The sequence below is a fragment of the Acidipropionibacterium virtanenii genome, from assembly GCF_003325455.1.
Classification (GTDB): domain Bacteria; phylum Actinomycetota; class Actinomycetes; order Propionibacteriales; family Propionibacteriaceae; genus Acidipropionibacterium; species Acidipropionibacterium virtanenii.
Window position 1 is genome coordinate 650,620 of sequence record NZ_CP025198.1, and the last position, 23,663, is coordinate 674,282.

Consider the following 23,663-nt stretch of genomic DNA (forward strand, 5'->3'; position numbering starts at 1 on the left):
ATGATGAGCGAGTACAACGAGAACGAGAATGTTGAGGACGTCGATGACGGCGAGGACGTTGAAGGCGTCGATGATGGCGAGAGCGATGAGAACGACGCCCGCCGGCTGGCTGCGGAGCGGCTGGCCTATCTGGCAGTGCTGCAGTTCCAGCACCGGCGTCGTGGCGGTCGCGGCGAGCCCTGGCGCGACCCGCGACACGGTCAGGGCAGGGTGCTGGCCCTGCTGAAGCTCAAGCCCGAGATGGCCCAGCGCGAACTCACCTACCTGATGGGGATGTCGCGCCAGTCGATCGCCGAGCTGCTGGGCAAGCTGGAGAAGCAGGGCCTCGTCGAGCGCGAGCCCTCACCCGAGAACCGGCGCAGCGTCATCGTGAGGCTCACCGAGAAGGGGCAGGCCGCATCCCAGGAGGACGCGCCTGGGCCCCCCGGGATCTCGGGTGTCCTGGAGTGCCTCAGCGACGACGAGGTGGCCGCTCTGGCCGACTATCTCGGCCGTATCATCGAGCGCCTCGAGGAGGAGTCCGGTGCGGAGATGGGTCCCCGACGCGAGATGATCGAGCGATTCTGGCGCGAACGGAGCGAGGATCCCCGCTGGCGGGGAGGACCGGGCTTCGGCCCCGGGTTCGGAGGATTCGCTCCCGGTTTCGGGCCCGGGCCCGGATTCGGGCCGGACTTCGGGCCCGGACCGGATGAGCCCGGGCGGGAGGGGCCGCACGGTCCCCATGGGCACGGACCGCACGGTCCCGGCCATCATGGCCCGGGGCCCCATGGGCCGGGACACCACGGTCCTCACGGGCCGGGCGGCCCGCACGGCGGCCCCGTGCCCCCGGTGCCGCCCACCCCTCCCGGCCCGCCGGCCGGACAGGAGTGAGGCCTCCAGCCACGAAGGCGTGTAGGAAGTGCGGGCGTCATTTCCCGCACTTCCTACACAACTGAACGGGCTCGGGTCCGATCTGCACGGGCCCGGACCGAGAATGGACGCCGCCGGCCCGCATCCGGTGCCACCGTAGGCTGTCCGCCATGAATCCACCCACCGATCTGTTCGCCGCCGCGAAGCAGAGCGTCGTCGTCCTCGACGGCGGGCTCGGCACCCTTCTGGAGGCCCGGGGCAACGACATCACCGGGCAGCTGTGGTCGGCGCAGATTCTGCGTGACCGGCCCGAGGAGGTGCTCGCGGCCCATCTGGACTTCTTCGCCGCCGGGGCCCGGATCGCCACCACGGCGTCCTACGAGGTGACCTACGAGGGGCTCGCGGCGATCGGCGGCGGGCGGGACGAGGCCGACGAGCTGCTGAGGCGCAGCGTCGAGGTGGCCCGGCGAGCCGTTGACGAGGCTGCCGCCCAGGATGGCGAGGATGACGTCGACCGCTGGGTCGCCGCCTCCATCGGCCCTTACGGCGCAGGCCCGGGCAGAGGCACCGAGTACGACGGGGACTACGGACTGACCGTCGCGGAGCTCGCCGCCTGGCATCGTCCGCGGATCGAGGTGCTCGCATCCACCGACGCCGACGTCCTGCTCGCCGAGACCACCCCCAGCATCCTGGAGGTCGAGGCCCTGGCGGAGGGCCTGGCGGACGCCGCGCTCCCGGCCATGCTCAGCGTCACCGTCGCCGACGGGAAACTGCGGGACGGCACCGACTTGTCAGAGGTCACGCGAGTCCTGGCCGGAGTGCGCAACATCGGCGCGCTCGGCGTCAACTGCTGCCAGGCCGAGGACGCCCTGGCCGCCGTGCGGATTCTCGCCGAGGGCACCGACCTGCCGCTGATGGCCTACCCCAACAGCGGGGAGCGGTGGGACCATATCGCCCGTACCTGGGAGCCACGCGAGAAGGGCGAACTCACACCGCTCGGTGCCGTGCCAGACCTGCTCGAGGCGGGGGTGCGGTTCATCGGCGGATGCTGCCGGGTCACTCCGCGCGAGATCGAGGCGATGACCGGACTGGTCGGAAAGCAGGAGAGCAATGGCTGAACAGGTCGTCGTGGAGCCGCCGCAGGCCGCCGTCGAGCCGCAGAACTCCTCGCTGCAGCGGTCCATGAGATCGCGCCACCTGGTGATGATCGCCCTGGGCGGGGTGATCGGTTCCGGACTGTTCGTCTCCTCGGGCTACACCATCTCCCAGGCCGGGCCGCTGGGCGCCGTGCTGTCCTACGGCATCGGCGCCGTCGTCGCCTACCTGGTGATGGCCTGCCTGGGGGAGCTGGCCGTCGTCTACCCCGTCTCCGGCGGATTCCACGTCTACGCGACCCGCAATCTCGGCGCGGCCTGGGGATTCACCACCGCCTGGCTGTACTGGATGTGCTGGGCGGTGGCCTTGGGCAGCGAGTTGACGGCGTCGGGGATCCTCATGAAGCGCTGGTTCCCCGGGGTGCCCGTATGGGTGTGGTGCCTGGTGTTCGGGGCACTGCTGTTCACGATCAACGCGATCTCCTCCCGGGTCTTCGGGGAGACCGAGTTCTGGCTGTCGCTGATCAAGGTGGTCGCCGTGCTGGCGGTCATCGTCGTGGGTGCTGCCACCATCATCGGGGTCAACCCGGCCGCCGGCGTCCCGGCCGCCGGGCTGGGCAATTTCGTCACCGATCAGGGGCTTTTCCCGAAGGGCCTCACCGGCGTGCTCATCACCGTCCTCGCCGTGTTCTACGCCTTCAGCGGCACGGAATTGATCGGGGTGGCTGCGGGCGAGGCCGAAGATCCGCAACACACCATCCCCAGGGCGATCCACACCGCGGTGATCAGGCTCACGGTGTTCTTCATCGGTGCCATCGCGGTGATCGCCGCCATCGTGCCGTTCAAGAGCGCCGGCCTGGACGAGAGCCCCTTCGTCACGGTCTTCGACCGGGCGGGGCTGCCTGCGGCCGCCGACATCATGAACTTCGTCGTCATCTCCGCGCTGCTGTCGGCGGGCAACTCCGGGCTCTTCTCCTGCGCCCGGATGCTGCACTCCCTGGCGGCCGAGGGACAGGGGCCGAGGATCTTCGCCCGCACCACCCGCAGGGGCATTCCGCTGGTGGCGCTCAGCGTCTCCATGATCGGTGGGGTGGCTTCTCTGCTGTCGAGTGTGGTCGCGCCGGGAAGCCTCTTCCTGGCGATGGTCTCGATCGCCGGCTTCGCGGTGGTGGCGGTCTGGATCTCGATCGTCGCCTCGCAGCTCTCCTTCCGGATCCGGCTGGTGCGGGGAGGGGGAGACGCCGGGGCGCTGGCCTACCACGCCCCGGCCTTCCCGGTGGTGCCGGTGGTCGCCCTGGTGCTGCTGGTGGCCTCGCTGATCGGGGTGGCTCTCGACCCGGAGCAGCAGGCCTCGCTGTGGTTCGGGATCCCGTTCACGGTGGCCTGCCTGGCGTACTACAGGATCAGGCACGGGGCTGGGGTGTTCAGCCCGCACAACGACCCCGTCCAGGACGCCGCGCAGGGGGCGGCGGAGGCTGGCCCGGGCGACGCCGACGTCAGGAACTGAAGGCCGTCTGGGCCAGTACAGGTTCATTCGACCGGAGTATGGCCGTCGCCGTCCTCCGGGGTGACCTCCTGTTCTCTGCGGACAAGCGAGCCGAACGCCCCCTTGATCGCCGACCCGGCCTCTTCGGCCCTGACGCGGGCCCGAGGCCTGTCCGGGATACCGTCCCCATCGATGTCAACTGATCGGAATGCGTCGAAGAGCGGTGTCGCGGGTTTCTTGCCAGATTCGGGAAGAGGTGCGGGGGCGAGCCCTTCCTTCTCCAGATGGGTCAGTGCGCGGTCCACCGTGTCCAGTTTGCGCTCCAGCTCTTTCAACCCCGGGGCGGAGTCGTCCGAGAAGACTGAGAGTCGGGTGTGCTCGCGCTGGAGTTCGATCCGCGTCTCGGTGAAACTGCTCCATGTCGAAGGGTCCTGCTCGAGGCCTTGAAGGCGCCTCAGAAGAGCGGCGGCCAGCTGGGACGAGACGACGGCTTCGACGGTCTCAGCGGCGGTCGCCGGACTGGTGAGACCGATGGCGACACCACCGCCCCCGGCGCTGACGAGCGCTCCCGCCGTGAGCAGGCCGCCGACCATCCCGCCCGGACCGAAGGTCGCCAGTGCGCTGGTGAGGACCGCCGCACCCGCCACCCCGGGGGCCGCAGCCAGGGCGAGGCCGCCCGTGGCGGCGACAAGAGCGGCGGCGCCGACGCCGAGAGCGGCCCATTTGATCCAATTGGCCCTGCTTCCCAGAAGTTCCTTTCGGGCGGAGTCGACGGCGGCGATGACGTCTCGGCCGAACTGTCGTCCCAGTCCCAACTCGATGCTCAGGTCCTCGAGAGCCTCCTGCAGGGTATCCGGACTCACGCTGATCTCGAAGGGCCGAATAGTGTTGGTGGTGGCGAGGCTCACCAGCACGACGACGGCGTCCTCGTGCGAGATGGTCGCAAGGCGCTCCGGCTCAGCTGCGACCGAGTCCGGGTCCGACAGGTCGACCGCGAGGTCGGCGATCGCGGCCGGGAGCGGCCGTCCCTCCTGGTGACTCCGCTCGCTGACCCGACTGAAGGTCTCCGCCTGCACGTGTCGGAGCGCCCCGGAGAAGCGGTCCTGCATGTCGCCCTCGAGTTTCGCCGCGATGAGGTGCCCGTAGCGCAGAGCCATGAGCACCCAGTTCTCCAACGAATTGAGTGGGATGTCAACACCTTTGTCGATGCGGGCCAAGTCTCTCCCCAGCGATCCGTGCAGTCCGTACCCGATGGCTCTGGCTACGGCTTCGCTACTGAGGTAGCGCGTCGCATCGTGGACGTGAACATCCACCCGTGAGTCGACGCGGACGTCGATCATCCAGGGGAAGACCGAGGAGATGCCGCGGCCGGCCGCCACCGGATCGGCGGGATTCCAGAAGTTCACCCACCAGCCCAGGTTCGTCGGTGGGCTCTTGAGGACTCCACCGAGGCCGTCGACCTGGAACTCTTCATTGCCCAGCGGGCTGCCGATCGTCACCATGCCCACGACGTCGAGCCTCGCCGGAAGTCGACGTACAAGATCTGCGGCGATCACCGATCCCAGGCTGTGCCCGACCAGAACCAGCTTCCCGGAGGTCGGTACGACTTCGAGGATTCTGGTCAGGACATGTGCGCGGATGCGGGGCTCTCGAAGGTAGTTCGTCGCCTGGATGAACTGGGGAAGGTTCAGAGCGCCGTCCACGACGGCGTCTCCTGAGAATCGGCTCTTTCCGCGGTCGGTCCGGCCGAGCACGGCTTCGAGCGCAGCCTCCCGGCGTTCGAAAGCTCGACGATTCCTGCTGGCCGCCCCGCCGGTCGGTGCCTGGACGGTCAGTTCGGGGAGCGGGATGTCGTCATCGACACCGCGCAGGCTGTGCGGATACTTCGGTGCGATGATCGGTATCCCGTCCAGGCCAGGATGACCGAGCCCGGTGAGTGTCTCGGTCAGGGGCGCCTTCCAGCCGTTCTCCCGGTCTCCAGACCCGATGCCGTGAAGGAACAGCAGCGTGGGGGATTCGGACATCATCGGCTCCTCGGTGTCAGTGCTTCCGGAACGATGGTCCGTGTCCTCGGACTGTCGTTTCCGCGGGGGGCTTCAGAGCCCCAGGATCTTGCTCTTCTTCGAATCGAACTCGTCCTGCGTGAGGATCCCGGCGTCGAGCAGCTCCTTCAACTTCTTGACCGCATCGACCTGCTCGTTGAGCGATGGTGAAGCCGTGGAGGCCGCCTCAAGAGCACCGATCTGAGGTCGATGCGACCGGCCTGGATCGATCCCTGGAACAGGGTCATCGTCACTATCGACACGGTGATTCCTCATGTTCTGGGCGATTCGGTGCTGAGAAGCGATACTCGACACTCGACGAGAAATTCCTTCGAGAAGTGCGAGGTTCATGCTCTTCTTCGAGTACCTCTTCACTATCTCCCGAGACTCCGGCGAGAACTCGATGCTCTCGATGGCTACCTGGACGACGTCGAGGCCGAACCGCTCGATCCATGCGCCGAGGGCTGCGCTGTCGTCTGCGATCGCTCGGGAGATCTCTTCAGAATGCGAGGGCAGCTCCGAGATTCGATAGACTGATGACAGTGAGTTGATGGCACTGACGAACGCCTGTATGAATTCTGCCGAGATCTGCCGACGGGCTTCTGGGCTGGCAAATGTGTAGTGGCGGCAGTTCGGGGGAAGGAATTTCTGAACGAATGCGACGGGATTGACGACCTGAAGTGAGAAAGTTCCATGGGAGAGGATCTCGAGGTCGGCATCGTAGAACTGATCGTGGTAAAGCATCGGTGCCGGCGTCCCGAACTTGATGCCACGAATCTCCCGAAGATTGATGAACTCCACGTACCTCTGCTCCGGTGCCTGACCGCGGTAGCGGAGTCGTTGGGTCGTCTGACTCGTCATGGATCGCCAGACGTCATCGCCATTGAAGACGCTCGGCATCCCGTTCTGGTACACATACCCTCCGGGGGTCCAGATCACATCCTCGATGCCCGACTGGCCGAAGATGAACGCAGCCGTGCCTTCGGGGATGAAGATCCTCGATCCGTCCGAGATGATGTCGGCGGAGCCTCGGACACTGGATCCGCGACCGTTGGTTGCCTGCTGGAGGACTCCGGGTCCGACCACGGTGTGCTCATCGAATCGGCCGGCGGTGATGATCTCCTGCCACTGATCGGCGAACGTCCCGCCCAGCGCTCCGGCGAATGCTTGGACAACACCCATGATGAACTCCTTCCGTGCGGCTCAGAGCTGCTGCGTCGAACCGCAGTACTCGCAAGCGACTGACGTTCCTCGGGCACCCGATACCGGAGCGCCGCAGGACGAGCATTTGACTGAGATCTGGACATGGGAGGCGAACTTGGACTTGAAGACGTCGAATGTGTCCTTGAGTGCTCCGGCGACGAGTTCAGCGCCTGGAAGCGCATTATTGGTCTTCTGGCTGCTGAGATTCTCCGGATGTGTAACGGCATCGTTGATCGCGACAACCCATTTCTTTAGCTTCTTCTTGCCGCCGGCCTGGAATATGAACCTTTCCTGTCCGTTCAGGAGGTACACGTCGAGCGTCGTCGATCCGTTGCTCGCCTCCCCGATTATCGCCTGCGCCCGACCCTGGTAGACCTTGATCTGATCGAGGGGAAGGATGAGGAAGCCTTTGGGTTTGCCAAATGTGCCCCTCTTGAGCAGGACTAAGTTGTGGTTCGTCAGGGTCAATTCGTCCGCGTAGGCTGGCCAGATTCCGTCGTGCATCACGTGCTCATCCTTGAGCAGCACCACCTCATTCGGCTGCAGGCTGTAACTCGCCGTCATCAGCGGTCCCCTCTCCTCTGGTCCTCGGGATTGACAGCGCCAACGAGTCTATCAATCCATGCCCTCCGGTAGCATGCACCGGGTTTTCTGTCCTGGCCCTCTCTCTGTGGGGGGCCGTGAACCGGCCGCGCACCGGGTTGCCTCCGTTCCCGCGGTCGGGTGCGCCGGCGAACCGTCCCACGAGACGGCATCGGACGGTGGTGCGCACGGGAAGATCGGGCCTCACCGAGCTGGTGGGTCTGCTTGGCGGCCCTGCTCGTCCTGTCAGAGCCTGGTCCCGGCAACCGGGCCGGGAAGGGCCGCCTGGTCGACCTGAACCCGGGCAAAGTGCTCACCGATGTCTTCCGGTGTGCCGGACTGCGGCCGATCCTGGGCGGCATGGCTCTGATCGTAAGAATATATAATTCCAGTTATATTAACTGGAGTTATATATCATGAGCAGACATGAGGCCAGCAGACTTGTTCGACCGTGACGCGGAGTGGTCCGACCTGGAGGGATTCGCCGCGATGTCCTCGCCCGGCGTGCATCTGGGCATCCTCTATGGACGCCGCCGCACGGGGAAGAGCTTCATGCTGCGCAGACTCGCCGCGCAGCGCAACGGCATCTACCACATGGCCCTCGAGGAGGAACCGGGCCCGGCCCTGCAGCGATTCACGGACCTGCTGGGATCACGTCGAGGACTCTCACGCGGCCAGTTACGCGTCGCGGACTGGAACGAGGCCCTGCGCCTGGCGCTCAGCAGCCCCGAGGACCTGCTCATCATCGACGAGCTGCCGTATCTCATGGCCGGTGCTCCAGGAAGAGCGATCCCCTCGGTGCTGCAGTCCCTCATCGATGCGAGCCACGATCAGGCGACTGCGGGCGACTCACTCGGGGGCGACGACCCGCGGGGGACATGCCTCGATCACGGCACGTCATCGTCTGCGGATCCTCCCTGTCGGTGATGGCCGAGCTGCTCTCCGGCACGAAGGCGCTACGTGGGCGGGCCGAACTGGACCTCCGGCTGGGGCCCTTCGACTACCGGCAGACCGCGGGCTACTACGGCATCGAGGACCCTCTGGTTGCACTGCACCTGTACGCCATCCTGGGCGGAACCCCGGGATACCGTGATCTCATCGGGACCGCCTCGCCGCAGTCGTCCGGAGATCTGCGGGAGCTGCTCCTGCAGACGGTGGCGAATCCGAGCCACGCCCTGTTCTCGGAGGCCGAGTACTTGCTCCGAGAGGATCCGCGGATCGTGGAGCGCTCGCTCTACCACTCGATACTCGGCGCGGTCGCCGACGGTGCCCACACCCCCACCGCGATCGCGGCGCGCGTCGGGCGGCAGGTCACCGCTCTCTCCCATGCTCTCAGTGTTCTCCGGACGGCAGGATTCCTGCGACGTCGCGAGGATGTGTTGCGGCGGCGCAGACCCGTCCTGGAGGTCGCCGACCCGATCGTCCGGTTCACCGACCTGGTGATCGACCCGTACCGTGCCGTCTACGAGGACCGCCGAGGTCGACGAGCACTCGAGCAGGCCGAGCCGACCCTGCGCAGCCAGATCTACGGCCCCGCCTTCGAACAAGTCGCCCGCGAGTGGGTGGCGCGGTATGCCGCGACCGAGACTCTCGGCGGCCCGGCCGGGCAGGTCGGGACCACTGTCGTCAACGACGCCAGGGGCAGGTCCCAGTACGAGGTCGACGTCGTGGCGCTGCCCGTCGATCAGGCTCTGCACGACCCCCACGCCCGAATCCTGGCCCTCGGGGAGGCCAAGGACTCCGACTCGCCGCGCAAGGTCGTCGATCTGCACAGGCTGGAGAGGATCCGCGATCTGCTGATCGGACGCGGTTACAGGGCTGGTGACGCCCGGCTCCTGGTCTTCGGGCGTTCGGGCTTCGACGCCGAACTCGCCGATGCGGCGCGGCGACGCTCCGACGTCGAGCTGGTCGACCTGGAACGGCTCGGATCAGGGCAGTGACCTGATCGGGATCGACGGAGGAGCGGTGAACGACCGGGGGCGAAACCAAGGGCCCGCACAGCGGCGGGCCCTTGACCATCTGTCGGGGTGACAGGATTTGAACCTGCGACCTCTTCGTCCCGAACGAAGCGCGCTACCAAACTGCGCCACACCCCGATGGACTCCAGAGCTGCTTGCAGCCCTCAAGACCGAGAGTCAGCTTAGACCAGTTGACCCCTCAGGCACCAATCGCGGGACCAGCGTCACCAGGCTCGCCTCGGGCCGGCAGAACGTCCGGTAAGGGGCGAAGGGAGAGGTGCCCAGCCCCGCAGAAACGTGCAGCCACGCCGACCTGCCGCCGGCCTCGTGGGCCGACAGGCCCTTGACCCGCGCCGGATCGATGTCGCAGTTGGTGATGATGGCCCCCTTGAACGGCAGGCACACCTGACCGCCGTGGGTGTGGCCGGCGAAGATCATGTCCATCCCGTCGGCGGTCATCGCGTCGAGCAGCCGCAGATAGGGCGCATGGGTGACGCCGATGTTCAGATCGGCGTCCTCGGCCGGCCCGGCCACCTTCTCGTAGTGGTCGCGGTGATGGTGGGCGTCGTCGGTGCCGCGGAACGCGATGGTGCGCCCCGCCACCTCCAGGCGTCCCCGCCGGTCGTTGAGATCCAGCCAACCGGCCGCCGTGAGGGCCCCGCGCAGCCCCTCGTGGTCGAGCTCGGGGGGCGAGTCCTCCTCGGAGTGCACCGAGCGGCCGTGCACCAGGTAGCCGAGCGGGTTCCTGAAGTACGGCTTGAGATAGTCGTTCGACCCGAAGATGAAGGCCCCTGGCCTCTCCAGAAGCCCGCCCAGGGAGTCGAGCAGAGGTGCGAGGGCGTCGTCGGAGCAGAAATTGTCGCCGGTGTTGATCACCAGGTCGGGATCCAGATCCGCCAGTCGCGACACCCACTCCTGCTTGCGGCGCTGCCTGGACAGCAGGTGGATGTCGGAGATGTGCAGCACCCGGATCGGGTCGGCCCCGGCCGGAAGCACCGGAACCTCGACCCGTCTCAGGGTGAACAGGTGGGCCTCCGTCACCCCCCAGGCCAACCCCGCCGCAGCCACCGCGGCGCCCGCCAGTGCCGTCCGGCCGAGCACGGAGCCGAGTCTGCGCGACGGTCCCGCCGCGGCGTCAACGCCCCTCACGGCGTCAGCGCCCGCCGGTGGAGCCGCCGCTGCCACCCCGCTGGCTCGGCTTCTTGGTCGCCGACGGCTTCTTGGTCGCCGTGGGCTTCGGCTCCGGCGCGGGTCCGGCCGAGATCCGCAGTTCGATCGTCGTGCCCATGCTCACCGTGCCGCTGCTCGGGTAGGCCCCGAGGAAGGTGCCTTCCGGGTAGTCCGAGTACACGCGGGAGGTGGACGTCCCGAAGCCCGCCTTCGTGAGAGCCGCCTTCGCCTCGTCGAAGGACATGCCGCTGGTGTCGGGAACACTCACCTGCTTGCCGTTGACGATGGTGTTGCTCGGATCCGTGAAAGAGGTCTTCGGTTTGTTGCGCAGCACCGATGCCATCGCCGTCCGGTAGATCTGACCGGCGTCGCCGCCTCCGGAGCCCTGCAGATACTGGCCGGTGCTCAGGTACAGCCCCTTGATCGACTTGTACTCGCGTCCCCGGTACCGGGAGTTCGTCTTGTCCGCCGCGATGACGGCGACCCCGGCGGCCTGAGGCGTGTACCCGGCGAACCAGACGGCCTCGTTGGAGTCCGTGGTGCCGGTCTTGCCGGCCTGCGGGTATCCGCCCGGGATGGTCGCGGGGGCGCCGGTGCCGTTCATGACTCCCTGCAGCACCGAGTTGACGCCGTCGGCCACCGACTGGGAGACGACCCGCTTGCAGCCGGCACTGGGCACCGTCAGCGACTTGCCATCACGGTTGACGACCGACTTCAGGATCACCGGGTCGCAGTGGTTGCCGCGAGCGGCGAAGGTGGCGTAGGCGGTTGCCATCGACAGCGGGGTGACCTCGGCGGTGCCCAGGGTGAAGGAGGGGATGTACTGGTACTCCTTGACGATGTCCTTGCCGTTGGCGAGCTGGACGCCGGCCTTCTTGGCCATGTTGGTCACATTGCACAGCCCGGTGTCGCGCTCCAGCTGCACGAAGTAGGTGTTCACCGAGTAGGCGGCGGCCTCGTACAGATCGATATTCGTGGAGTGCCCGACCGAGTTGCTCACTTCGAAGTCACCCGCCTTGAACCCCCCGAGCAGCTCGTGAAGGTGTCGCCGGTGAAGTCCATGGGAGAGGACGCCGTGTACCGGGTGCGGATCGGGAAGCCCTTCTGCAGTGCAGCGGCCATGGTGAACGTCTTGAAGGTCGAACCCGCCTGGTAGCCCTCGGCCCCGCCCATGCCGGTGGAGGCCATGTAGTTGTAGTAGGTCTCGCCGGCTCCGGTGCCCATCTCGGGGCGGGACTGGGCCATGGCCATGATGAGGCCGGTTCCCGGCTGGACGATCGCGGTGCCTCCGATCACCGGGTCGGTGGGCCCCACCATGTTGGCCACCGCTCGTTCCGCGGAGGCCTGCGCCTTGGGATCGATGAGGGTGCGGATCGTCAGCCCGCCGCGGTTGAGCAGCGTCTGCCGCTCCTCCCTCGTCTTCCCGAGGGCGGGCATGTTGAGCAGGGCGTGCTTGGCGTAATCGCAGACGAAGGGGTATTTCGAGGCGATGCAGTCCTTCTTGGCGCGGACCACCTTGGACTTGTCGAAGGCCACCTTCTTGGCCTGCTCGGCCTCGTCGGTGGTGATGATCTTGAGCTGGGCCATCCGGCTGAGCACCGTGTTGCGGCGGGTGATCGCCGCCTCGGGATTGTTCACCGGATCGGTGGCGGTCGGGTTCTGGACCAGCCCGGCCAGCAGGGCCGCCTGAGGCAGTGTGAGCTTGGCCGCGGTGGTGTTGAAGTAGTGTTTGGCGGCCGCCTCGACGCCGTAGGCCCCGTCGCCGTAGTAGGCGATGTTGAGGTACTTCTCCAGGATCTGCTTCTTGGAGTACTTCTTCTCCACGGCCACGGCGTACCGCAGCTCCTGGATCTTGCGGGAGAGGGTCTGCTCCTGGGCGTCCTGGACGCCGGCCTTGTCGCCCTTGGCCTCGGCCGCCTCGATGCGGACCTGTTTGACGAACTGCTGGGTGAGGGTCGAGCCGCCCTGGGTGGAGCCTCCGGCGACATTCGACATCAGCGCCCTCGAGGTGCCGCGGAAGTCGATGGGGCCGTGCTCGAAGAACCGGTTGTCCTCGATGGCCACCTGTGCCTTCTGCATGATCGGAGCCACCTGCCCCAGCGACACATCCACCCGGTTCTCGGCGTAGAAGGTCGCCAGCACGGTCCCGTCGGCCATCAGGAGTTGGGAGCGCTGCGCCTGTTGGCCGATGTCCATATCGGTGGGGAGATCCTCCAGTGCGTCGGCGCCCGCCCGTGCCACGGCGCCGGTCATCGCCGCGCCGGGGACCACGAAGCCGGCCATCAACAGACCCGCCAGGACACTGACGACTCCGAACATGGCCAACGAGTAGAGCGTGCCTGACTTCGGGGAACCCATGGGCCCAAGGGTACGCGAGGATACTGGGAACATCGCTCAGCGGTGGTGCCGGGTCCCGAATCCGCTTGTCACCCGGGGAAGGGACGCGTCGAGGAAAGGCGTGGTCGCACCGGGTCCGCGGCTCCCCGACTTCCTACTGATCCGACAGTGCTTCCACAGTGTCTGGCAATGAGCCTTGTCATTGGGAGGGCGTTCAGCGTAGCGTGTGTCACGTGACAGGCGACGATGATGACGACTGGACGTTACTCGCGAACTGTCGCGGAATGGCGGATGCTCTTTTCCCCGACGGCAAGGAGCAACGCAGGGCGCGACGGATCTGCGTGGACTGCCGTGTGCGTGCCCGCTGCCTCGCTGAGGCCCTGGACAACAGGATCGAGTGGGGCGTGTGGGGCGGTATGACCGAGCGGGAGAGACGCCGCCTGCTGCGCGAGCGGCCGGGCGTGACCTGCTGGCGCGACGTCCTCGAGTCGGAGTTCCCCGACGGTGAGGACTCGGTCTCCAGACAGCAGGCCGTCGCGGAGTGAGCGATCCGGACTGAGGGGCGGTCATGGCGCAGCGAGGCCCTCGCCATCGGCGTGCCCCGCTCGCTACTGTGACGTCATGACTCGATGGGAATACTTCACCGCGCCGATCCTGGTGCACATGTCGCAGCAGATCCTCAACAACTTCGGGGCCGACGGCTGGGAGCTCGTCCAGGTGGTGCCGGGCCCGAATCCCGAGTCCCTGGTGGGTTACTTCAAGCGCCCGGTGCCCCCGGCCGGCCAGGATCAGCGATGAGCGCCTCCGAGACACTCGCCGGGCTCGGCATCGAGCTGCCGCAGGTGGCCGCACCGGTCGCCGATTACGTCCCCGCCATCCGCAGCGGCCATCAGATCGTGACCGCGGGACAGCTGCCCTTCGTCAACGGCGAACTGTCGGCCACCGGGCATGTCGGGGCCGAGGTGAGCGCCGGGGACGCGACCGCCCAGGCGCGCCTCGCGGCCCTCAACGCGGTGGCCGCGGCCGCCTCAGTGGCCGGTGGCGTCGACGCCATCACGAGAGTCGTCAAGCTGATCGTCTTCGTCAGCAGCGCACCCGGCTTCACCGGCCAGGCCGGCGTCGCCAACGGGGCGTCGGCCCTGCTGGGCGAGATCTTCGGGGATGCGGGCAGACATGCCCGTAGCGCAGTCGGCGTGGCCGTGCTGCCCCTGGGGTCCCCGGTGGAGGTGGAGCTGACCGTCGAGGTCTGAGCCGCGACCCGCCCTCAGCTGGTGCGCAGCCTCAGACCTTCCAGATCCAGGATCGTCACGGTCCGGGGTCTGGCCGTGATCCAGCCGTGCTGGGTGAAGTCGGTGAGCGCCTTGTTGACGGTCTCCCGGGAGGAGCCGACCGCCTGCGCCAGTTCCTGCTGGGTGAGATCGTGGCGCACGACGATATGACCGGTCGACGGATCGTGCCTGCCGAACCGCTCGGCCAGGTCGGTGAGGATGTAGGCGAGCCTGCTGGGGACGTCGCCCACCACGAAGTGGGCGGTGGTGTTGTCGGAGCGGCGCAGTCGTTCGCTCATCCTGCCCAGCAGCGCCAGGGCGACGTCGTGGCGCGACTCCACGAGGTCTTCCAGATCCCGGCCGGGAACCCGGAGCAGGCTGGCCCGGGTGAGCGTGGTCGCGGTCGTGGAGCGGGTCCCGCCGTCGACCAGGGAGAGTTCCCCGAACATGTCGCCCGGCCCCATCAGCCACAGCAGCGACTCGCGATGCGGGCTGGCGATGCCGCTCGTGGGCCGGGTGAGCTTCACCTTGCCCTCGACGACCAGGTAGAGATCTGCGGCCGGATCGCCGGCCTCGAAGAGCACCGAGCCACGGGAGCACACGATCACCTCGGACAGCGAGATGATCCGGGCGGTCGAGTTCGCATCGAGCATCGACAAGAAGGGCTGCGTCGCAGCCGTGGCCACTACGTTCGTCATGCATGTCCTTCCGGCATCGGGGGCACAGTCCGGAATCGCTCCGGTGAACCGCCCCCTATTGTGGCAGTTGTCACAATTCTTGCCGTCATCGGCCCACTCACTGCATCGTGTCCGGGGTTCCGCCGCCTCATCCGCGGACGCCGGACCGTGCGGGTTGCCCGCACCGGGCGACGAAGGCATCGCGTTGGCGCGATCTCCTAGTCTTGGCGGCATGGCAGCACCCACCTCGACCGGCACGATCACCCGCCGGCGGGCCCATCAGATGTACCAGAAGCTGAGCGTCTGCTACCCCGACGCCCGATGCGAGCTGGACTTCGACGGCCCCTTCCAGCTGCTGGTCGCCACGGTGCTCTCGGCGCAGACCACCGACCGCCGGGTCAACCAGGTGACGCCGGTGCTCTTCGGACTCTGGCCCGATCCGGCCGCGCTGGCCCGGGCGGCTGTCGCCGACGTCGAGCAGGTGATCCGGCCGCTCGGCTTCTTCCACACCAAGGCGGCCGCGATCGTCGGGCTGTCGGCCGATCTGGTGGAGCGCTTCGACGCCCGGGTGCCGGGAGATCTCGGCAGCCTCGTGACGCTGCCCGGGGTGGGTCGCAAGACGGCCAATGTGGTGCTGGGCAATGCCTTCGGGGTGCCGGGGATCACCCCCGACACCCACCTCATGCGCGTCTCCCGGCGGATGGGGTGGACGACGTCGACGACCCCCGGCGGGGTGGAGACCGATGTCGGCGCCCTCTTCGATCCGGACGACTGGGTGATGGTGTGCCATCGGGTCATCTGGCACGGACGGCGTCGCTGTCACGCCCGACGCCCCGCATGCGGGGCCTGCCCGGTGGCGGCCCTGTGCCCCTCCTTCGGGGAGGGGCCCACCGATCCCGGGGCGGCGGCCCTGTTGGTGAGGGAGCCGCGCCGATGAGAAGCGGCCGGGCGATGGCGGCGGTGGTGGCCGGCTGCTGCCTGCTGAGCGGCTGCGTCGAGGCGGGGCAGACGCGATCCGACGACAGGGGCGCGGGGGCCGGCGCCGCTGAGGCCAGTGCCGCCCGGGCCTCGGCCGGGCTGGCCTCCTGCGACGTCCCCGCCGGATCCTCCGCCAGCGCGTCGAGCAGTGCCGAGTCGAGCGGTGCCGCAAGGGGCCGGGCCGTCGCAGGATCCCGGCTGCCGGCGCTCACCCTGGCCTGTATCGGCGGCGCCCCGCAGGTCTCGGTGAGTGGAGAGCTGGACGGGCATCCGCACGTCATCACCATGTGGGCCAGCTGGTGCCGGCCCTGTCGCGCCGAGGCGCCCATGATGGCGACGGTGAGCCGCGAACTCGACGGGAAGGTCGGCTTCCTCGGCATCGATTACGGGGAGCGGAGTTCGGATGACGGCATCGGGTTCGCCGCCGCGGCCGGCTGGACCTATCCCCAGCTGGAGGACCGGGACGCCGTCACGAAGTCCGCGTGGGGAATCACCGGGCTCCCCGTGACGCTACTGGTAAGGGCGGACGGCACGGTTGCCCGGCGGCTGGACGGCGCATGGACGTCCGCCGACCAGCTGAGGCGGGCCGTCCGCGAGGACCTGGAGGTGTCATGAGTGCAGAACCGGTCGGCGAGGTCGCCGGCTCCGATCTCGGATCCCTGCGCACTCTGGTGCGCTCGATCCGGACCACCGGCCACGACGCGGGGCCGATCCAGGGACGCCGCGCCGGAGGCGGACGCCCCTCGGCGGTGTTGGCGCTGATCAGCGACTCCACCCGGCCCGACATCGTTCTCACCAGGAGGAATGCGACGCTCAGGTATCACGCCGGTCAGGTCTCGCTGCCCGGCGGGAGGGCCGAGACCGGAGACACCACACTCGTCGAGACGGCGCTGCGCGAGGCCCACGAGGAGGTCGGGGTGGACGTCGGGGGAGTCCGGGTGGTCGGCACCATGCCCACCTCGCACATCGCGGTGAGCTCCGCCGACGTCACCACCGTGGTGGCCAGCTGGGACGGGTCGGGGCCGCTCGGCGTCGTCGACCCGGCCGAGGTGGCGTCGGTCCGGCGCGTACCGATGGTCGATCTGGCCGATCCGGCGAACCGGGCGCGGGCGCGGCATCCCTCCGGGTTCACCGGGCCCGCCTTCCTCATCCCCGACCTGTTCGTCTGGGGATTCACCGCCCAGCTGCTCGACCGCCTGCTGGTCCGGGGAGGATGGTCGCGCCAGTGGAACCGCAGCCGGACAGTGGAGATCCCCGACGACTATCTCGGCGGTCTGCGCGGCTGAGTCCCGGCGGCGAGTCCGGCACCGGGGGCAGCACGGGACGGGAGCACCGCCCCTGCGAGCAGGGACGGTGCTTCAGATCGAGGTCGGGCGGAACTCAGGATCGGCTGTGGACCGCGTCCTTGTGCTCCTTCTCGGCCAGAGCCGCCGAGGTGGCGTTGTACTTGCCGTGCTGGAACGCCGACTTCAGCGAGGCGACGCTCTGCTTGGCCTCGAGGACGGTCTGGCGGGGCGGCTCGACCTTGGAGATCTGCGACTTGCCGACCAGGACGAGGATGCCGGCCAGCACCAGCAGGATGACGCCACCGGCGCCGAAGCCCGCCACCAGGCACAGCAGAAGATCCCATTCCCAGAGGTACTGCGCCCACAGGCTCAGGGCGAAGCTGCCGCACAGGTAGAGCAGCGTCGCGGCGTTGATCGCGAAGTATCCCGCGCCGCCGAACATTCCACCCCCGATCCCGGCATGGATCGCGGCGGGCTTGAGTTCAGCCTTCGCCAACGCGATGTTGTCCTGAATCAGCGACTGTCCGTCGCTCTTGAGCGTGGCGACGATTTCGCCGAGCTGGCGCGTTTCTGCCATGGGTGCCTCCGGATCAGCGGTCTGGTGGGCCCAGCCTATTCCACTTCAATCCTCGACGAGTCACAGGGAGATGGTGAGTCCCGAGTCGTCGACGTCGATGGAGGCGGTGAGTTCGTCGTGGCTCACCCATGCCCGCCAGCACTCCAGCTGATAGGGCAGCCTCAGCCCACCGGGGCCCGCGGAGTCGTCATGGAGGGCCCCGACCTGGCTCAGCAGCTCCGCCCGATGCTCCCGGGGCAGGGCCTTGACCGCCGGCAGCGAGGCCGCCATGTCCACCAGCCTCTGCCGGGTGGCCGGCACCCAGACGCGGTACTGGGTGCGCTCGGCGGTGGGGAAGTACTTGCTCGACAGCAGTGACTCCACCGCCTCGGTACCGTACCCGCCCGACATCGCCCCGGGGTCGACGGCGCGCAGCAGGGCGGCCAGCCGGCGCACCCACGGCACCGTGTCGTCGCGGGTCATCCACGACACCCCGACGCAGCATCCCGGCGTGAGCACCCGCGCCATCTCCGAGAGCACCAGCCCGGGAGCCATGTGCTGGAAGGCCTGGTGGATCAGTACGGCGTCGAAGGTGCAGGGATCCAGCGGCAGCGACTCGGCCAGCGCGCAGATGCCCGTCGTGTGCTCCATCCGATGGCAGACGGCGGCGACCTTCGGCTCGCGGTGTACCGCGAACAGGTCGACGCCGCGGCGCGACAGCATCCGGCAGAAGGAGGGCGCGCATCCCAGCGTGAGGACGCGATCCCCCTGGCCGGCGTGTCCCCCGGCCAGCCAGTCGAGAGCCTGCTGGGGGAACTCGGGGCTCGACGAGGACGGCATGGGGCCAATTCTAGAAGGTTCAATGCGCACCATGGAGGCCGCCACCCGGCGGCCCGGAAGGGGCGCGTCCGCCGCGGTGCCGGGTTGTCCACAGGCGCGGGGAGACCGAGAAGTTGTCCACAGATGTGGTCGGCGTCGACAGATCGGCTGTCCCGGCACCTAGAACTGGGACATGAAGGACATTTCTCAACAACACGTCCGGGCCAGGCCCGGACCGTCCGCCGAACCCTCCGTCACTCTGGTCAGCGGCGACCCCCGGCTGGCGGAGGTGGTCGGATCGGTGGCGGCCAGCATCGGCGTGGCGCTGCATGCGGTGGGCACCAGGGAGGACGTCGTGGCGGCCTGGGACGCCCCAGGGCCGCTCCTGGTGGGGCAGGACCGCGCCTCCGCCGCGGTCGCCTGGCAGCTTCCCGTCCGCCAGGGGATCCATGTCGTCGGCGAGGACGCCGAGCAGGCGGCGCGATGGTCCGCCGCCCTGGGGGCCAGCGTCATCGTCATCCCCCAGGGCAATGCGACGCTGGCCGAGCTGCTGCGCGACGGCGTCCAGGAGGCCGGTCGGGGGACCGTGATGCTCATCGACCAGGCCGGAGGCGGGCTCGGCGCCAGCACGCTGGGTGCCGGAGTCGCCGCCGACGCCGCGGCCACCGGGCTGCGCACGGCCCTGGTCGAACTGGATCCCGGCGGAGGAGGCATGGATCTGCTGCTGGGGGCCGAACGCGTCGAGGGCTGGCGCTGGCCCGAGCTCGCCTCGGCGCGAGGCACGGTGAGGGAGCTGGCCCAGCACCTGCCCGCCCTCGACGGCGTGATCCTGGTCTCGGCCGGGCGGGAGCCCTGCCAGGTGGGGCAGGCCGCCCGGGCCGCCGTCGTCGCATCGCTGGCCGCCGACCACGATCTCGTCATTCTCGACCGGGGCCATCTGCCCGCCGAGGCCGTCGCCGGCCTGAGCGTCGACCGTCGCGTCGAGATCGTCGGCGCCGACCTGCGCTCCCTCATGGCGGCCCGCGCCGTGGGGATGTCTGGGGCCACCCCGGTGCTGCGGCACGGCCCCGGGCGCCGGATGTCGATCCCGGACGCCGCCGCCCTGGTGGGCGTCGAGCCGTTGCTGGAGGTGCCCGACGATCGCAGGCTCCCGAAGGGCCAGGAGATCGGGGAGGCCCCATGGGTGATGGCGGGCCGGCGCTGGCGACGGGCCTGCCACGACCTGCGGGAGGCGGTGGTCCCCGATGAGTGACGACAAGCTGGTGGAGGACGTCCGCTCCGCGGTCGCCGTCCTGGCCCATCCGTGGACGCCGATGGATGTCGCCGCAGCCCTGGTCGACCTGGGACAGGTGGCCTCCGACGCCTTGGTGCTGGCCGTCGTCGAGGAATTGCGGCGCACCAGCATGGGCGCCGGTCGCCTGGAACCGCTGCTGGGGATCGACGGCGTCACCGATGTGCTGGTCAACGGCCCCGACGCGGTGTACATCGATCGCGGCCGGGGCCTGGAGACCACCGACGTGCGGTTCACCGGGGAGGAGGAGCTGCGCTCCCTGGCGGTGCGGCTGGCGGCGGGGGTGGGGCGCCGGCTCGACGACGGCTGTCCTTGGGTGGACGCCCGGCTGCCCGACGGCACCCGCTTCCACGCCGTCCTGGACGTGCTGGCCCGACCGGGCACCTGCCTGTCGCTGCGGATCCCGGCCCGGCGGCGTCTCAGCCTCGACGACTGGGTGGCCGGGGGAGGGATGACGCCGGGCTGCGCCCGGATCCTCACCGAGGTGCTGGACCGCCGTCTGGCCTTCCTGGTGACCGGCGGCACCGGGACCGGGAAGACCACGCTGCTGTCCTCCCTGCTGTCCCGGCTGCCCGGCGATCAGCGGGTGGTGGTCGTGGAGGACTCCCGGGAGCTCACCCTGGACCATCCGCACTGGGTGTCGCTGGAGGCCCGGGCGGCCAATTCCGAGGGCCGCGGGGAGGTGAGCCTCACCCAGCTGGTGCGCCAGTCGCTGCGCATGAGACCCGACCGGGTGGTGCTCGGCGAGGTGCGCGGGGCCGAGCTGCGCGATCTGCTGATGGCGCTGAACACCGGTCACGAGGGAGGCTGCGGCACCGTGCACGCCAACGGCGTCGCCGAGGTGACCGCACGCCTGGAGGCCCTGGCGGCGCTCGGCGGCCTGTCCCGTGACGCCGCCCGGGCCCAGATCGCCGCAGCCCTCGACGTCGTCGTCCACCTTCGACGCACCGCCGTGGGGAGGATGGTGAGCCAGATCGGCGTGCTGACCGGGGACGCCGAAAGGCTCGAGGTCGAGGTGGCTCTGGCCTGGGGTGAGGACGGCCAGGAGCAGAGGGGGCCGGGGTATCGGCGGCTCGCCGGGCTCATCGGTCCCGAGGCTGTGGCGGATGCCGGCTCCGAGGCTGCGGCGGGCGGTCTCGAGGCTTCCGTCGCGGAGCCCCGCCGGACATGGGACGACGAGCCGGAGCGCCCGGCCGTCGAGGACCTGCTCGTTGACCTGCCCGGCCCGGCTGCGGACGCGGTGGTGAGGAGACTGTCATGATCACCGCGCTGACGGCGGCTCTGACAGCTGCTGCTGCCTGGGTAGCAGTTCCTGGGCGCCGCGGCCTGACCGAACCCACCCGGCGCCGAATTCCCGCCCGGATGCTGGAAGGCGTGGCCGCCCTGCTGGCGATCGTGATCGCCGCCCTGGCGGCGGGCCCGAGCGGCGCGGTCTGGGCGGTGGGCGCCACGATCATCGCGGCCACCGTCGTCCGGGTCGGTGGAGAGCACCGCCGCCGGTCGCTGCGGCGCACACGGGGACGCCAGGTGGCCGAGGCCGCCCGCGCCCTGGCCGGCAGACTGTCGATCGGCGACGTCCCCTCGGTGGCGTTGACGTCGGTGGCGCGGGAGCAGCCGGTGCTCGCCGCAGCCCTGCGGGCCCAGGTGGTCAGCGCAGACGTGCCCGCCGCCCTGATGACCGCCGCCGGGGTGCCCGGCCAGGAGTCCCTCGCGGGGCTGGCCAGGGCGTGGCGGATGGCCCAGCTCACCGGAGCCCCGCTGGCCGGGGCCACCAGCGCCGTCGCCGACGCCATGAGGCGGCGCACCCGCCTGGAGGCGACCCTTGAGGCCGAACTGGCCGGGCCCAGGGCATCCGGGCGGCTGATGGGGCTGCTCCCGGTGGCCGGCCTGCTCATGGCCCACACCGTGGGTGCCGGCCCGGCGGGCTTCCTGGTCGGCTCCTGGCCGGGACGGATCTGCGTGCTGGCGGCCGTGGGGCTGTCGTGTGCAGGGGTGCTGTGGAGCGAGTCGATCGCCGACCGCGTCTACCGGGAGGTGCTGCCATGAGCACGGGTGTTCTCGCAGGTCTGCTCGCCGGGTTGGCGGTGTGGCTGGCCGGTCGGCCCTCGGCGTCGGCCAGGATCCGGCCCGGGCCCAGAATCGTGCTGCCGGCCTGGGCTCGGCCCCGGTCCGGGGCGCCTCCGCTGCGGACCCGCCTGCTGGGCGGCGTGTTGGCGGGCGTGGTGCTGCTGGCGACTTTGCCCGGCGGGGCCGGGGCGGCCCTGGGGCCGCCGGTGGCGGTGGTCGTGGTGGTCGCCGCCGGGCGGTTGGAGTCGGCGGCCGCCCGGCGGGCCAGAACCCGGCGGGCCCTGGCGATGCCCGACACCCTCGCCCTGCTGGCCGGCGTGCTGGAGGCCGGGGTGCCGCTGCGCGCGGCCCTGGACCGGGTCACCGAGTTCGGTGACGACCCCTGCACCCAGGACCTGCGAACCGTGCGCTCCCGGCTGGCTGCCGGGGTGGGCGAGTCCGACGCCTGGCTGGGACTGGCCGAGGTGCCGGGCTGGCAGGACGCGGCGCGCGACGTCGCGCGTGCGGTGGGGTCGGGGGAGGGCGTCGCAGAGGTGCTGGGAAGTCACGCCGAGGAGATGCGGCGCGCGGCTGCCGAGGAGGCGGAGAAGCGCGCCAGGAAGGTCGGGGTGAGCTCCACCATGCCGCTCGTCTGCTGCCACCTGCCGGCATTCCTGCTGGTGGGAGTGGTGCCGATCATCGCCGGGACCGTGCTGCGGGCCCTGTGAGGGGTGCGGCGGCAAGGGGTGGGGACGGCGAGTTGTCCACAGGGCCGAGGGGCCGGAAGAAGTTGTCCACAGATTGCGGATCCGACGACAGATCGGGGGGTCCGACAGCGATAACTGAGGTGAGAAGTGAGATCCCGCATCCGGGAACACCCGGATCGACGAAAGGAACCGAGATGACCTCCTCAATCGAAGTGCTGAACGCCGACCACCCGCTCACCGTCTCCTGGCGGGGCCGCAGATCCCGCCTGAGCCGCGGCGCCGACCGGCTCGGGACGACCGTCCAGCGGGGCATGGCCACCGCCGAGTACGCGGTGGGCATCCTGGCGGCGGTGGCGCTGGCCCTGGTGCTGCTCAAGATCTTCACCGGCGCCCAGTTCGCCTCCGAGATGCTGAAGCTGGTTCTCGGCATCCTGCAGAAGGCCGGAGCGCAGATCAAGTGACCGGATACCGGACCATGCGGGCTGCCGGGAGGGGGAACCCTCCCGGCAGCCCCGACCGGGCAGAACCGGGTATCTGGAAGCCCGGTGCGGCGCGGTCGGTTGAGCGCGGCATGGTGACTGCGGAGCTGGCGGTGAGCCTGCTGTCGGCCGCCGTGCTGGTCTGCCTGGCCGCATGGGTGGTCGGACTGGTGTCGTTGCAGGGGAGCTGCCGCTCCAGCGCCTCGGAGATCGCCGACCAGCTGGCCCGTGGTGACAAGACAGTGGCGGCGAAGGCCCGGGGAAATGTGCCTCAGGGCGCCACGGTGTCCACGAGCACCTCGGCAGGTTGGGTGAGGGTCCGTGTGTCCGCGGAGCGGTCGATGGGCAGGGTGGGCCCGATCACGGTGGTCGGTACGGCGTCCGCGCCGTTGGAGCCGGGGCAGACGCCATGACCGGCCGGCGATGCCCGGGCCAGCGTGGCGATCGAGGACGCCGGGATGAACGAGGCTCGGGATCGATCCTGGTCGGCGGCCTGGGAGTCCTGGTGATCGCAGCGATGTGGATGGGCGTGTGCCTACTCGGATGGCTGGGCGGGGCGCGCCGCGCCTCCGAGGTCGCCGACCTGTCGGCCCTGGCGGGCGCCAGGGCGCAGATGGTCTCCGGCGACGCCTGTACTGCGGCCCGCAGGACGGCGGTCGCCAACGACGCCACCGTGGTCTCGTGTGCGGTGGACGCCACTGCGGTGGATTTCGTCGTCGAGGTGGGCGTGGCGGTCAAACTGATGCCGCGGGTCTCGCTGCCCGGAGCCCCGGACCGGGCGATCCGCACCGCGAGGGCCGGGCCGACGCGGTGATCGGGCCAGCCCTGCGGCCGG

The 23,663-nt window shown here is 69.4% G+C and carries 25 protein-coding genes, 1 tRNA gene and 1 pseudogene; 18 read left to right on the forward strand and 9 right to left on the reverse strand.

Annotated elements, in window-relative coordinates; translation table 11 throughout:
- Positions 1-3 precede the first annotated feature (3 nt).
- From JS278_RS15960 to JS278_RS02860, 3 genes are all read left to right on the forward strand, one after another.
- Positions 4-870 (forward strand): MarR family winged helix-turn-helix transcriptional regulator, encoded by an 867-nt coding sequence (locus tag JS278_RS15960; protein WP_181833811.1) that lies wholly within the window; start codon positions 4-6, stop codon positions 868-870.
- Between the two features lie 149 nt (positions 871-1,019).
- Positions 1,020-1,967 carry a homocysteine S-methyltransferase gene (gene mmuM, locus JS278_RS02855; RefSeq protein WP_114043883.1) on the forward strand — a complete coding sequence of 316 codons (948 nt, stop codon included), beginning with the start codon at positions 1,020-1,022 and terminating at the stop codon, positions 1,965-1,967.
- A complete protein-coding gene (locus JS278_RS02860) occupies positions 1,960-3,450 on the forward strand; it encodes an amino acid permease (protein ID WP_114043884.1) in 1,491 nt (496 codons plus the stop codon). Before mmuM ends, JS278_RS02860 begins: the two co-directional genes overlap by 8 nt.
- A gap of 23 nt (positions 3,451-3,473) precedes the next feature.
- On the opposite strand, the gene JS278_RS02865 is transcribed toward JS278_RS02860, so the two are convergent.
- From JS278_RS02865 to JS278_RS16145, 3 genes are all read right to left on the reverse strand, one after another.
- Positions 3,474-5,453 (reverse strand): alpha/beta hydrolase family protein, encoded by a 1,980-nt coding sequence (locus JS278_RS02865; protein ID WP_114043885.1) that lies wholly within the window; start codon positions 5,451-5,453, stop codon positions 3,474-3,476.
- A 72-nt stretch (positions 5,454-5,525) separates the two neighbouring features.
- Positions 5,526-6,653 carry an SPFH domain-containing protein gene (locus JS278_RS02870; RefSeq protein ID WP_114043886.1) on the reverse strand — a complete coding sequence of 376 codons (1,128 nt, stop codon included), beginning with the start codon at positions 6,651-6,653 and terminating at the stop codon, positions 5,526-5,528.
- A 21-nt stretch (positions 6,654-6,674) separates the two neighbouring features.
- A complete protein-coding gene (locus tag JS278_RS16145) occupies positions 6,675-7,238 on the reverse strand; it encodes a TFIIB-type zinc ribbon-containing protein (protein WP_220150026.1) in 564 nt (187 codons plus the stop codon).
- A gap of 444 nt (positions 7,239-7,682) precedes the next feature.
- On the opposite strand from JS278_RS16145, the gene JS278_RS02880 reads away from it, so the two are divergent.
- Together JS278_RS02880 and JS278_RS02885 are read left to right on the forward strand one after the other, a co-directional pair.
- Complete coding sequence (locus tag JS278_RS02880; protein WP_147243132.1) at positions 7,683-8,183, forward strand: AAA family ATPase; 501 nt, start codon at positions 7,683-7,685, stop codon at positions 8,181-8,183.
- Positions 8,135-9,196: an ATP-binding protein gene (locus JS278_RS02885; RefSeq protein ID WP_147243133.1), complete on the forward strand. Its 1,062-nt coding sequence runs from the start codon at positions 8,135-8,137 to the stop codon at positions 9,194-9,196. The genes JS278_RS02880 and JS278_RS02885 overlap by 49 nt, the downstream gene beginning before the upstream one ends.
- 82 nt (positions 9,197-9,278) lie before the next feature.
- On the opposite strand, the gene JS278_RS02890 is transcribed toward JS278_RS02885, so the two are convergent.
- From JS278_RS02890 to JS278_RS02900, 3 genes and pseudogenes are all read right to left on the reverse strand, one after another.
- A tRNA-Pro gene (locus JS278_RS02890) sits at positions 9,279-9,352 on the reverse strand.
- A gap of 39 nt (positions 9,353-9,391) precedes the next feature.
- Complete coding sequence (locus tag JS278_RS02895) at positions 9,392-10,315, reverse strand: metallophosphoesterase (RefSeq protein ID WP_181833812.1); 924 nt, start codon at positions 10,313-10,315, stop codon at positions 9,392-9,394.
- Between the two features lie 52 nt (positions 10,316-10,367).
- A pseudogene (locus tag JS278_RS02900) lies at positions 10,368-12,775 on the reverse strand (transglycosylase domain-containing protein).
- Positions 12,776-13,005: 230 nt separating this feature from the next.
- Here JS278_RS02900 and JS278_RS02905 point away from each other — a divergent pair.
- From JS278_RS02905 to JS278_RS02915, 3 genes are all read left to right on the forward strand, one after another.
- A complete protein-coding gene (locus tag JS278_RS02905) occupies positions 13,006-13,266 on the forward strand; it encodes a WhiB family transcriptional regulator (protein ID WP_245935176.1) in 261 nt (86 codons plus the stop codon).
- Between the two features lie 76 nt (positions 13,267-13,342).
- Positions 13,343-13,519 (forward strand): Sp36 family protein, encoded by a 177-nt coding sequence (gene sp36, locus JS278_RS02910; protein ID WP_114043889.1) that lies wholly within the window; start codon positions 13,343-13,345, stop codon positions 13,517-13,519.
- Complete coding sequence (locus JS278_RS02915; RefSeq protein WP_114043890.1) at positions 13,516-13,971, forward strand: RidA family protein; 456 nt, start codon at positions 13,516-13,518, stop codon at positions 13,969-13,971. Before sp36 ends, JS278_RS02915 begins: the two co-directional genes overlap by 4 nt.
- Positions 13,972-13,985: 14 nt before the next feature.
- On the opposite strand, the gene JS278_RS02920 is transcribed toward JS278_RS02915, so the two are convergent.
- Complete coding sequence (locus JS278_RS02920) at positions 13,986-14,687, reverse strand: Crp/Fnr family transcriptional regulator (protein ID WP_114043891.1); 702 nt, start codon at positions 14,685-14,687, stop codon at positions 13,986-13,988.
- 262 nt (positions 14,688-14,949) lie between these two features.
- Here JS278_RS02920 and nth point away from each other — a divergent pair, with 262 nt between their 5' ends.
- From nth to JS278_RS02935, 3 genes are all read left to right on the forward strand, one after another.
- On the forward strand, positions 14,950-15,603 hold the full coding sequence (gene nth / locus JS278_RS02925) for an endonuclease III (protein ID WP_114046078.1): 654 nt from the start codon (positions 14,950-14,952) through the stop codon (positions 15,601-15,603).
- On the forward strand, positions 15,600-16,259 hold the full coding sequence (locus JS278_RS02930) for a TlpA family protein disulfide reductase (RefSeq protein WP_147243134.1): 660 nt from the start codon (positions 15,600-15,602) through the stop codon (positions 16,257-16,259). Before nth ends, JS278_RS02930 begins: the two co-directional genes overlap by 4 nt.
- 134 nt (positions 16,260-16,393) lie before the next feature.
- The gene (locus JS278_RS02935; protein WP_181833868.1) at positions 16,394-16,930 is read left to right on the forward strand and encodes an NUDIX hydrolase; all 537 of its coding nucleotides are present in this window, start codon (positions 16,394-16,396) and stop codon (positions 16,928-16,930) included.
- 94 nt (positions 16,931-17,024) lie between these two features.
- On the opposite strand, the gene JS278_RS02940 is transcribed toward JS278_RS02935, so the two are convergent.
- Both JS278_RS02940 and JS278_RS02945 read right to left on the reverse strand, forming a co-directional pair.
- Entirely contained in the window at positions 17,025-17,507 is a 483-nt protein-coding gene (locus tag JS278_RS02940; protein WP_114043894.1) for a phage holin family protein, read from the reverse strand.
- 60 nt (positions 17,508-17,567) lie between these two features.
- On the reverse strand, positions 17,568-18,326 hold the full coding sequence (locus tag JS278_RS02945) for a class I SAM-dependent methyltransferase (protein WP_114043895.1): 759 nt from the start codon (positions 18,324-18,326) through the stop codon (positions 17,568-17,570).
- Positions 18,327-18,498: 172 nt separating this feature from the next.
- Between JS278_RS02945 and ssd the strand changes: the two genes are divergently transcribed.
- The 7 genes from ssd (at position 18,499) to JS278_RS02980 (ending at position 23,642) form a co-directional block, all read left to right on the forward strand.
- On the forward strand, positions 18,499-19,557 hold the full coding sequence (gene ssd, locus JS278_RS02950; RefSeq protein ID WP_114043896.1) for a septum site-determining protein Ssd: 1,059 nt from the start codon (positions 18,499-18,501) through the stop codon (positions 19,555-19,557).
- Positions 19,550-20,857, forward strand: a complete 1,308-nt coding sequence (locus tag JS278_RS02955; RefSeq protein ID WP_114043897.1) for a TadA family conjugal transfer-associated ATPase — start codon at positions 19,550-19,552, stop codon at positions 20,855-20,857. The genes ssd and JS278_RS02955 overlap by 8 nt, the downstream gene beginning before the upstream one ends.
- Positions 20,854-21,642, forward strand: coding sequence for a type II secretion system F family protein (locus JS278_RS02960; protein WP_114043898.1), 789 nt, complete (start codon positions 20,854-20,856; stop codon positions 21,640-21,642). Before JS278_RS02955 ends, JS278_RS02960 begins: the two co-directional genes overlap by 4 nt.
- Positions 21,639-22,370 carry a type II secretion system F family protein gene (locus JS278_RS02965; RefSeq protein WP_114043899.1) on the forward strand — a complete coding sequence of 244 codons (732 nt, stop codon included), beginning with the start codon at positions 21,639-21,641 and terminating at the stop codon, positions 22,368-22,370. Before JS278_RS02960 ends, JS278_RS02965 begins: the two co-directional genes overlap by 4 nt.
- A gap of 173 nt (positions 22,371-22,543) precedes the next feature.
- Entirely contained in the window at positions 22,544-22,810 is a 267-nt protein-coding gene (locus JS278_RS16315) for a DUF4244 domain-containing protein (RefSeq protein WP_245935178.1), read from the forward strand.
- A gap of 110 nt (positions 22,811-22,920) precedes the next feature.
- Entirely contained in the window at positions 22,921-23,241 is a 321-nt protein-coding gene (locus JS278_RS02975) for a TadE family type IV pilus minor pilin (RefSeq protein WP_114043900.1), read from the forward strand.
- Positions 23,238-23,642, forward strand: coding sequence for an Rv3654c family TadE-like protein (locus JS278_RS02980; protein WP_114043901.1), 405 nt, complete (start codon positions 23,238-23,240; stop codon positions 23,640-23,642). The genes JS278_RS02975 and JS278_RS02980 overlap by 4 nt, the downstream gene beginning before the upstream one ends.
- Positions 23,643-23,663 lie beyond the last annotated feature (21 nt).

Bases quoted from the DNA above. Each gene is read 5' to 3' on its own strand.
- JS278_RS15960 (WP_181833811.1), top strand. From the start codon at position 4: ATGAGCGAGTACAACGAGAACGAGAATGTTGAGGACGTCGATGACGGC.
- mmuM (WP_114043883.1), top strand. From the start codon at position 1,020: ATGAATCCACCCACCGATCTGTTCGCCGCCGCGAAGCAGAGCGTCGTC.
- JS278_RS02860 (WP_114043884.1), top strand. From the start codon at position 1,960: ATGGCTGAACAGGTCGTCGTGGAGCCGCCGCAGGCCGCCGTCGAGCCG.
- JS278_RS02865 (WP_114043885.1), bottom strand. From the start codon at position 5,453: ATGTCCGAATCCCCCACGCTGCTGTTCCTTCACGGCATCGGGTCTGGA.
- JS278_RS02870 (WP_114043886.1), bottom strand. From the start codon at position 6,653: ATGGGTGTTGTCCAAGCATTCGCCGGAGCGCTGGGCGGGACGTTCGCC.
- JS278_RS16145 (WP_220150026.1), bottom strand. From the start codon at position 7,238: ATGACGGCGAGTTACAGCCTGCAGCCGAATGAGGTGGTGCTGCTCAAG.
- JS278_RS02880 (WP_147243132.1), top strand. From the start codon at position 7,683: ATGAGGCCAGCAGACTTGTTCGACCGTGACGCGGAGTGGTCCGACCTG.
- JS278_RS02885 (WP_147243133.1), top strand. From the start codon at position 8,135: ATGCCTCGATCACGGCACGTCATCGTCTGCGGATCCTCCCTGTCGGTG.
- JS278_RS02905 (WP_245935176.1), top strand. From the start codon at position 13,006: ATGGCGGATGCTCTTTTCCCCGACGGCAAGGAGCAACGCAGGGCGCGA.
- sp36 (WP_114043889.1), top strand. From the start codon at position 13,343: ATGACTCGATGGGAATACTTCACCGCGCCGATCCTGGTGCACATGTCG.
- JS278_RS02915 (WP_114043890.1), top strand. From the start codon at position 13,516: ATGAGCGCCTCCGAGACACTCGCCGGGCTCGGCATCGAGCTGCCGCAG.
- JS278_RS02920 (WP_114043891.1), bottom strand. From the start codon at position 14,687: ATGACGAACGTAGTGGCCACGGCTGCGACGCAGCCCTTCTTGTCGATG.
- nth (WP_114046078.1), top strand. From the start codon at position 14,950: ATGTACCAGAAGCTGAGCGTCTGCTACCCCGACGCCCGATGCGAGCTG.
- JS278_RS02930 (WP_147243134.1), top strand. From the start codon at position 15,600: ATGAGAAGCGGCCGGGCGATGGCGGCGGTGGTGGCCGGCTGCTGCCTG.
- JS278_RS02940 (WP_114043894.1), bottom strand. From the start codon at position 17,507: ATGGCAGAAACGCGCCAGCTCGGCGAAATCGTCGCCACGCTCAAGAGC.
- JS278_RS02945 (WP_114043895.1), bottom strand. From the start codon at position 18,326: ATGCCGTCCTCGTCGAGCCCCGAGTTCCCCCAGCAGGCTCTCGACTGG.
- ssd (WP_114043896.1), top strand. From the start codon at position 18,499: ATGAAGGACATTTCTCAACAACACGTCCGGGCCAGGCCCGGACCGTCC.
- JS278_RS02955 (WP_114043897.1), top strand. From the start codon at position 19,550: ATGAGTGACGACAAGCTGGTGGAGGACGTCCGCTCCGCGGTCGCCGTC.
- JS278_RS02960 (WP_114043898.1), top strand. From the start codon at position 20,854: ATGATCACCGCGCTGACGGCGGCTCTGACAGCTGCTGCTGCCTGGGTA.
- JS278_RS02965 (WP_114043899.1), top strand. From the start codon at position 21,639: ATGAGCACGGGTGTTCTCGCAGGTCTGCTCGCCGGGTTGGCGGTGTGG.
- JS278_RS16315 (WP_245935178.1), top strand. From the start codon at position 22,544: ATGACCTCCTCAATCGAAGTGCTGAACGCCGACCACCCGCTCACCGTC.
- JS278_RS02975 (WP_114043900.1), top strand. From the start codon at position 22,921: ATGGTGACTGCGGAGCTGGCGGTGAGCCTGCTGTCGGCCGCCGTGCTG.
- JS278_RS02980 (WP_114043901.1), top strand. From the start codon at position 23,238: ATGACCGGCCGGCGATGCCCGGGCCAGCGTGGCGATCGAGGACGCCGG.